The 7,798-nt window shown below is 52.5% G+C and carries 8 protein-coding genes; 4 read left to right on the top strand and 4 right to left on the bottom strand.

The features are described from left to right. The first annotated feature begins 105 nt into the window (after positions 1-105). Together INT22_RS00125 and INT22_RS00120 are read left to right on the top strand one after the other, a co-directional pair. Positions 106-282, top strand: coding sequence for a DUF6435 family protein (locus INT22_RS00125; RefSeq protein ID WP_193061179.1), 177 nt, complete (start codon positions 106-108; stop codon positions 280-282). 12 nt (positions 283-294) lie between these two features. Then, positions 295-1,143, top strand: coding sequence for a ChaN family lipoprotein (locus INT22_RS00120; protein ID WP_193061180.1), 849 nt, complete (start codon positions 295-297; stop codon positions 1,141-1,143). Between the two features lie 64 nt (positions 1,144-1,207). On the opposite strand, the gene glnG is transcribed toward INT22_RS00120, so the two are convergent. From glnG to glnA, 3 genes are all read right to left on the bottom strand, one after another. Next, positions 1,208-2,638 (bottom strand): nitrogen regulation protein NR(I), encoded by a 1,431-nt coding sequence (gene glnG, locus INT22_RS00115; RefSeq protein ID WP_193061181.1) that lies wholly within the window; start codon positions 2,636-2,638, stop codon positions 1,208-1,210. After that, on the bottom strand, positions 2,635-3,693 hold the full coding sequence (gene glnL, locus INT22_RS00110; RefSeq protein WP_193061182.1) for a nitrogen regulation protein NR(II): 1,059 nt from the start codon (positions 3,691-3,693) through the stop codon (positions 2,635-2,637). Before glnL ends, glnG begins: the two co-directional genes overlap by 4 nt. Before the next feature lie 359 nt (positions 3,694-4,052). Beyond that, complete coding sequence (gene glnA / locus INT22_RS00105; RefSeq protein ID WP_089039988.1) at positions 4,053-5,459, bottom strand: glutamate--ammonia ligase; 1,407 nt, start codon at positions 5,457-5,459, stop codon at positions 4,053-4,055. 471 nt (positions 5,460-5,930) lie between these two features. On the opposite strand from glnA, the gene INT22_RS00100 reads away from it, so the two are divergent. Next, on the top strand, positions 5,931-6,554 hold the full coding sequence (locus tag INT22_RS00100) for a hypothetical protein (protein ID WP_089039989.1): 624 nt from the start codon (positions 5,931-5,933) through the stop codon (positions 6,552-6,554). 365 nt (positions 6,555-6,919) lie between these two features. Further along, the gene (locus tag INT22_RS00095; protein ID WP_193061183.1) at positions 6,920-7,222 is read left to right on the top strand and encodes a hypothetical protein; all 303 of its coding nucleotides are present in this window, start codon (positions 6,920-6,922) and stop codon (positions 7,220-7,222) included. Between the two features lie 81 nt (positions 7,223-7,303). On the opposite strand, the gene INT22_RS00090 is transcribed toward INT22_RS00095, so the two are convergent. Further along, the gene (locus INT22_RS00090; protein ID WP_319021957.1) at positions 7,304-7,771 is read right to left on the bottom strand and encodes a mechanosensitive ion channel family protein; all 468 of its coding nucleotides are present in this window, start codon (positions 7,769-7,771) and stop codon (positions 7,304-7,306) included. Between the last annotated feature and the right edge of the window lie 27 nt (positions 7,772-7,798).

Below are 7,798 nucleotides of genomic sequence, written 5' to 3'. Positions count from 1 at the left end.
TCCCGATTACCCCACTCGGGAATGGCGGTGTGGTGACTCGGGAAAATAGTCGACATACGCCAAGCAAAGCTATACAAATGATGTACAAACAACAGGAGAATACTCATGCTTGGTCTATTTAAACGCGATCCCAAGAAAAAACTTCAGCAAGATTACGAGCGTAAATTACAGGCCGCAATGCAAGCTTCGCGCAATGGTGACATGAGAGCTAACGCCACATTGACGGAAGAAGCAGAAGCTATTCTGACTGAGATCAATCGCCTTAAAGCAGAAGAACGCTAGGACACAACGCCCATGCGCCACCATTTCATCGCTGCCATGACTCTAGGCTGGCTACCTTTAGCGGCTCATGCCAGCCGCCCTCTTCCTGGCCAGTGGTGGCAATCGCAACATGTCGTTGCTAACAGCGCTGTTTTAGCCCAAGCAATACAGCACCAGGTTGTCCTATTGGGCGAGCAGCATGATGCCGTTGACCACCACCGCTGGCAGTTGTACACCCTAGCGGGGCTTTACGCGCTGCGTGACGATATGGTCATCGGGTTAGAAATGCTGCCCCGGGAAGCGCAACCCGCACTCGATGATTGGGTTGCGGGCTTGTTATCCGAAGAAGCGCTGCTGGAACAGTCCGGCTGGGAGGAGAACTGGGGGTTTGATGCTGATCTTTACTTACCCATTCTCCATTTCGCGCGTGTTCAACAGATTCCTCTGATCGCCCTCAACATTACGCCCGAGCTGCGTCAGCGCTTAGCTCGTGACGGCTTCAGCAGCGTGCCTGCCGACCAGCGACACCATATACCTGCACCGTTACCGCCAAGCGCTGGCTATGAAATGCGCTTAAAAGAGGTATTTGACCAGCATGCAATGGGTGACGACGACCCCGCTATGCTAAGACGCTTTTTACAGGCCCAGCTTAGCTGGGATGTCGCGATGGCCGAAGGGCTGACTAACGCCGCCTTGGAGGGTAAATTGGCCGTTGGCTTAATGGGTTTAGGCCATGTAATTTACCAAGATGGTGTGCCCCACCAACTTGATGGGCTGGGGGTAGATCACACCTTCAGCTTACTGCCCTGGTCAACAGAAACCTGCGAGTCACCCGACTCTGCATTAGCAGATGCTGTTTTTGTACTGCCAGCGGCGGAGTAACCGCTGACAGATGGGTTGCGAATAGATTGGTCGCTAACAGGTTATTTGTTAAAAGAAGGGGCGGTTAGGCATCATCTGCCAGCGCAGGCAGCAGCGTTTTCAATTTACGAGTAAGAGTATTGCGCCCCCAGCCGAGCAATTCGGCAGCTTCCCCTTTGCGCCCACCGGTATGTTTCAGCGCCGTTTCAATCAGAATACGTTCAAAATCCGGCACGGCTTCTTCCAGCAGATGGGTATGGCCTTCTGCCAGGGCGTGGTCAGCCCAATCCCTGAACGCGGAACGCCAATCGCCATAAACACTACCTTCAGAAGCGCTGACCGAGAGCAGTTCTGGGGGCAAGTCCTCAATGAGAATTTCGCGGCCGGAAGCCATGACCGTTAGCCAACGGCAAATATTTTCTAATTGACGAACATTACCCGGCCACGGCAAACGGGTAAGATGCGCTTCTGCTTCGGGCGTTAACACCTTGATATCGGTGGTCAGCTCTTTGGCAGCTTCCGCTAAGAAATGACGCGTTAAACGCGGAATATCTTCCCGACGTTCGGAAAGGCGCGGCAGATGAACGCGAATCACGTTTAAGCGGTGGAACAAGTCCTCGCGAAACCGCCCATCGTCAACTAACGATTCTAGATTCTGATGGGTCGCGGCAATAATACGTACATCAACTTTTACAGGCGTATGGCCACCCACGCGATAGAATTCACCATCCGCTAACACACGCAGCAAGCGCGTTTGCGTTTCAGCGGGCATGTCACCAATTTCATCAAGAAACAGCGTTCCGCCGTTAGCCTGTTCAAAGCGACCTTGGCGCTGTTGCGCTGCCCCTGTAAACGCGCCCTTCTCATGGCCGAATAGTTCGGACTCAATCAAGTCCCGGGGAATTGCCGCCATATTCAGCGCTATAAACGGCTTGCCTGCTCGCGGGCTATGTTGATGGAGCGCCTGAGCAACACGCTCTTTACCGGTGCCAGACTCACCGTTAATTAACACCGTGATGTGGGAGTGGGAAAGCCGCCCGATGGCGCGAAACACTTCCTGCATAGCGGGCGCTTCACCAATAATCTCAGCACTCAACCCTTCCGGTACGCTGACCGGGCGCTGGCGCTCTCTTGCATGAGCGACCGCACGGCGCACCAGCGCCAGCGCTTCGTCCACATCAAAGGGTTTCGGCAGGTATTCAAAGGCGCCCCCTTGGTAAGACGCCACGGCACTGTCGAGATCCGAATGCGCGGTCATCACAATCACCGGCAGGTCAGGGTGTGCATCACGCACCCGGGACATTAAATCCAGCCCATCAATGCCGGGCATACGAATGTCAGTCACCAGCACATCCGGTGGATTTTCTAACAGTCGCTCCAGCGCGGTATCGGCGCGTTCAATACACTCTATATCCAGGTCTGGCTGCGCTAAGGCCCGCTCTAATACCCAACGGATGGCGCGGTCATCATCGACAATAACCACTCGTGCTACATCGGTTTGTGTCGCCTCAGTCATGACGCTTCTCCGGTGAAATTAACAACCAATGGAATCAGTAAACGAAATTCGGTATGCCCTGGGCGTGAGTCGCATTCGATCAATCCTTGATGTTGGTGCAAAATCGATTGAGCAATTGATAGCCCTAGGCCGCTACCTTCAGCGCGCCCAGAAACCATGGGATAGAAAAGCGTTTCACGTAACGTTTCAGGTATGCCAGGGCCATTATCAATAACCCCCACTTCACTGACTAAACGATGGCGTTCAGCCCCCAGCGTAAATTGGCGGCGTGCGCGGGTGCGCAGCATAAGTTCCGGCGAAGGCGTTGCTGCATCACTCATGGCCTGTACCGCGTTACGTGCCACATTCAACACCGCTTGAATCATTTGAGATTCATCGCCAGAAAGATCCGGCAAACTCGGGTCATAATCACGACGGATCTCAATATGCGGATGCTCGGCAATCAGCAGCGCTCGCACCCGCTCTAACACCTTATGGATATTGACCGGCTCATGTTTGACGATGCGATTGGGGCCCAACATGGAGTCGACCAAATCTCGCAGCCGATCCACCTCTTCCACAATAATATGGGTGAATTCACGCAGTGCAGGATCATCCAGATCGCGCTCCAATAATTGGGCAGCACCACGAATCCCGCCTAAGGGATTTTTAACTTCATGAGCCAAGCCCCGCGCCAACACTTTGATGGTCTCTTGCCGGGTGGTCAGCGCTTCTTCCCGGGAAATCTGCATTAGCCGATCACGGGGCTCTACTTCGAGTAATAGTTCATCGGCTGAAAGCGGGGTCACGGTGTAGTCCACCGTTAATGGCTCGCTGTTCAGCGGCGTAATGCGTGCTTCGCGTTGGGTATAGGGATGAAAGGCATCCCGCGCTTTAGCGAGGACATCATCAATACTCTCATCGCCCCCTAACAGAGTGTCTAAACTAATGCCCTGCACACGGCTAAAACTCACCGCTAGCAACGCTTCCGCTGCCGGGTTCATCCAACGAACACGGAGTTCACCGTCTAGCAGTAAGACTGCAGTGGTGAGGTGTTCAAGTAAGCGCTGGTACATGGCGTATCCTGAAGCGTCGCTGTAAAAAATAGCGTTATCGAGCGTATGAAAGAGAAACTGCAAAAAGCGCGCCAATTGGCCACTTGCACGGCTAATGAGCAGGGGGCGGGGATGTAGCGAGCCGTTATAGCGCAGTCCGAGCGGTCAGCCTGTCACTTATTGCACCATTATAGTGCGCATGACTCATCATCAATAAAAATACTCACCGCATCAGTGCGGCGCCGCAGACAGCGTTCTCCCCTTGCAAACAGACCTCTTCGTCTCACTATTCAGTGGTATAAAAAAACCCCGCCGAAGCGGGGTTTTAGGCCAGTCACACCCGAGGGAGTGATACTAGCTGCTGTGCTTAGCAATCGCTCTTAACAGCTGTAGTACATATCGAACTCAATCGGGTGAGTGGTCATGCGAATGCGCTCCACTTCTTCCATCTTGAGGTCGATGTATGCATCGATCATATCATCAGTAAACACGCCACCTTCGGTCAAGAACGCGCGGTCTGCATCGAGTGCTTCCAACGCTTGGTCCAGGCTGTTGGCAACGGTCGGTACTGACTTACCTTCTTCTGGCGGCAGGTCGTACAAGTTCTTATCCATGGCATCGCCAGGATGAATCTTATTCTTAATACCGTCGATACCCGCCATCAGCAGCGCCGCGAACGCCAGGTAGGGGTTAGCAGTCGGGTCAGGGAAACGTGTTTCAACACGCTTACCTTTCGGGCTGGCGGTATACGGAATACGGATAGAGGCAGAACGGTTACGAGCGCTATAAGCCAACATAACCGGCGCTTCAAAGCCTGGCACCAAACGCTTGTACGAGTTAGTAGACGCGTTCGTGAAGGCGTTCAGAGCACGAGCGTGTTTGATCACACCGCCAATGTAGTAAAGCGCCATTTCGGAAAGCCCAGCGTACTCGTCACCCGCGAACTGGTTCTGGCCATCTTTCCAGAACGACTGGTGTACGTGCATACCAGACCCGTTGTCGCCTACCAGCGGCTTCGGCATGAACGTAGCAGTTTTGCCGTAAGCGTGAGCCACGTTGTGGATCACGTATTTCATTTCCTGAACTTCGTCAGCTTTCTTCACCAGCGTGTTGAATTTAACGCCGATTTCGTTCTGACCCGCGTTAGCAACCTCGTGGTGGTGAACCTCAACGGTCTGGCCAATCGCTTCCAGGGTGTTACACATTGCACCACGCATGTCATGGAAACTATCAACCGGGGGAACCGGGAAGTAGCCGCCTTTAACGCGCGGGCGGTGCCCCAAGTTGCCACCTTCTACCTGATTACTGGTCGCCCAAGCACCTTCATCAGAGGTGATTTTGTACATGGAACCCTGAATGTCAGATTTCCAATGGACTTCGTCGAAAATGAAGAACTCAGGCTCAGGGCCAAAGAAGGCGGTGTCGCCCAGGCCGGTGGACTGCAGGTAAGCTTCTGCGCGCTTGGCAATAGAACGCGGGTCACGGTCATAGCCCTGCATAGTGGCAGGCTCGATGATATCGCAACGCAGGATCAGGGTAGCGTCTTCGGTGAAGGGGTCGAGGAAACCAGTGCCATCTTCAGGACGAAGAATCATGTCGGATTCGTTGATGCCTTTCCAGCCCTCGATAGAGGAACCATCGAACATCTGACCATTTTCAAAAAACTCTTCGTCCACGTCCCGTGCCGGTACGGTGACGTGCTGCTCTTTACCGCGCGTGTCGGTGAAACGCAGATCTACCCATTTAACATCATGTTCTTCGATTAGCGCGAGAGTCTTGGCTGACATAGTGTCCTCCGGTATGAACGTGGCTTAAGCTTGTGACAGTAAGCTACCGATAAAAGAGTTATTAAACAAACCGGCTATCGTTGTAGCACGCCGAGAGGCATCTGCCTACGACCCGCTAGCCGCTGCCTAATACCAAGCACGGAACATGCCAACTCTGCACCAATATGGCATAAAAAAACAACAAGCATTTGTTTTATAAAAGATAAAAAATAAAATACTGCGCTTCTTCATGTAGCATAATGCTCTGCGAAAGAACGAACTTAGCCCTAAAAAGCCACCTAGCTCAGAAAAACGCACCAATAAAGACCAACCAGAGACCCGCAAGCACCAACATGGTGCATATCAAGCATCTATTATTTTCCTCATCACTGTGAACTTTAGCTTGATACCAAAAGAAACTCACACCTACAATTGATTACAAACAGATAGATTTAATAACAAACAGGTTTCACAACACAGGAAGCCACTCACATGGGCACGGTCTGCTTTATTGTTGATGCGTCAGTCACAGGTGCCCTTTTACCACGTCACCTGCGCGCTATTCGCCAAACAGGCTTTGCAGACCACACACTTCCCATTATCGTGACCAGCGCCACCGCCGATCCGCGCGTGCCGGACATTGAGCAACGCTACCGCGCGCACTTTCTTGTTACCCCTTCCCAGCCACTGGGCGCAAGGATCAATCAAGCCGCATATCTCAGCCAAGCTGATTGGTTGCTGATTGCAATGCAGCAACGGGCGCTAACAGCCAAACTATGGTGTTTACTTTATCCCCAGCTAGACACGTACACGCTGGATGCTCTTTTGATTGGCAGCGAACCACCCCGCTTATCCGAACGCTTACTCCAGTGCTTTTTAGGCGCAGGCGTCGCTGTTCCTCCCTACATCGCCATCAGGCGCACGTGGCTAGAACGGTTGGGGGGCTTAGACCCAGAGCTAGATGAAGCAGCGCTTGCTGATTTACTACAGCGCCTTTATGCCTGCCCTACCCGTTTACAAACCTTCAGCCTGGAAACATCAGGGCTTACCCGAGACTCGCCATCAAGGAGTAACAAACCCTACCGGCCACCTCCCAACTCGCATACGGATACTTAACGTCTCTTATGGCTTAGGATCTCCTGTTGGTTAAACGCTCAAATGCTTGCCCAATAGCACTGCCCCCGCCGTCATAGTGTTAACCATACTATTCAACACGAATAAGCCAATACCATCGGCAAGAATCGGTTAATGCACTAACCAACGTGAAAACAGCACACAGAAAGGTATTACCCCCACGGCTGTTGAAGACAAGTTCTTTTGAAGACTTGTTCTTTTGAAGACAAAGCTATCCAACCAGCGAATGTGAGTGCAGCGGATCCACGACATCCCCATGCTTCAGCAGTGATTGGCTCTATCACACCAACGCACACTACACTTAAACATCACGCTATCTGATACCGCTCAACAAAAGGACACTGACAATGCATCAGCATATCGAATGGGACGAACCTGGCAGCGCAAGCGTTGTAGAGTTTTTTAAGAATGACCCCGACCACACGCCGCCCTACCCAGGCGCCATGCTCTCCGCCCGTTATCTAGGCCGCATTGTGCGGGTAAAAGTAGAAGCCTATCGTGATGAAGATGCCGTCAGCATCGGCAGCGTTGCCGCCATTCTTGACCGACACGGGCACCACCACGAATCCCACCACAAGCTTAACGTAGGCGACATCGTCCGACTTCCCGATGACAAACGCGCGATGGAACACTGGGACGAGGACGATTAAGAGTAACCGCCATCACAAACTACGAAAGCAAAGCGCGCCCTTTAAAGGGCGCGCCTTAACAAACCGTATCAACGGAAACATTTACCCCGCTTTCTGAATTTCTACCGAATGCGGGTAAGGTATTGAAACACCTTGCTTATCAAAGGCTTCTTTGACAGCTTTCGTCATATCAAATTTCACATCCCAATAATCCGCCGCATCGACCCAAAGCCGCACGGTAAGGTCCACACTACTGGCTCCCAGGTTAGTGACTTTTACCCAAGGTGCGGGATCACCATGGATACGGCTGTCAGCCTCGGCCAAGCCGCTGATGATCGCCATGGCCAGATCAGCATCATCGTCATAGCCAATCCCGAACACAAGATCGACACGGCGTGTCGAGTGATGAGAGAAGTTAGTGATGATAGCCCCCCAAGCCTGCCCATTAGGCACAATAATTTGCACGTTGTCAGGCGTCACTAACTCGGTCACGAACAGGTTAAGATCCTTAACCGTACCGGACGTGCCCCCAATATCAACAAACTGACCCAGTTTGTAAGGACGAAACACAATCGTAAGCGTTCATTCCAAGGCGTT

Origin of the sequence: Halomonas sp. 3D7M, from assembly GCF_014897885.1 — a bacterium.
Lineage (GTDB): Bacteria > Pseudomonadota > Gammaproteobacteria > Pseudomonadales > Halomonadaceae > Vreelandella.
This window is presented reverse-complemented; position numbering and strand designations above follow the sequence as displayed.

Excerpts from the sequence above, each read along its gene's own strand:
- INT22_RS00125 (WP_193061179.1), top strand. The coding sequence starts at position 106 with ATGCTTGGTCTATTTAAACGCGATCCCAAGAAAAAACTTCAGCAAGAT.
- glnG (WP_193061181.1), bottom strand. The coding sequence starts at position 2,638 with ATGACTGAGGCGACACAAACCGATGTAGCACGAGTGGTTATTGTCGAT.
- INT22_RS00095 (WP_193061183.1), top strand. The coding sequence starts at position 6,920 with ATGCATCAGCATATCGAATGGGACGAACCTGGCAGCGCAAGCGTTGTA.
- glnL (WP_193061182.1), bottom strand. The coding sequence starts at position 3,693 with ATGTACCAGCGCTTACTTGAACACCTCACCACTGCAGTCTTACTGCTA.
- INT22_RS00120 (WP_193061180.1), top strand. The coding sequence starts at position 295 with ATGCGCCACCATTTCATCGCTGCCATGACTCTAGGCTGGCTACCTTTA.
- INT22_RS00100 (WP_089039989.1), top strand. The coding sequence starts at position 5,931 with ATGGGCACGGTCTGCTTTATTGTTGATGCGTCAGTCACAGGTGCCCTT.
- glnA (WP_089039988.1), bottom strand. The coding sequence starts at position 5,459 with ATGTCAGCCAAGACTCTCGCGCTAATCGAAGAACATGATGTTAAATGG.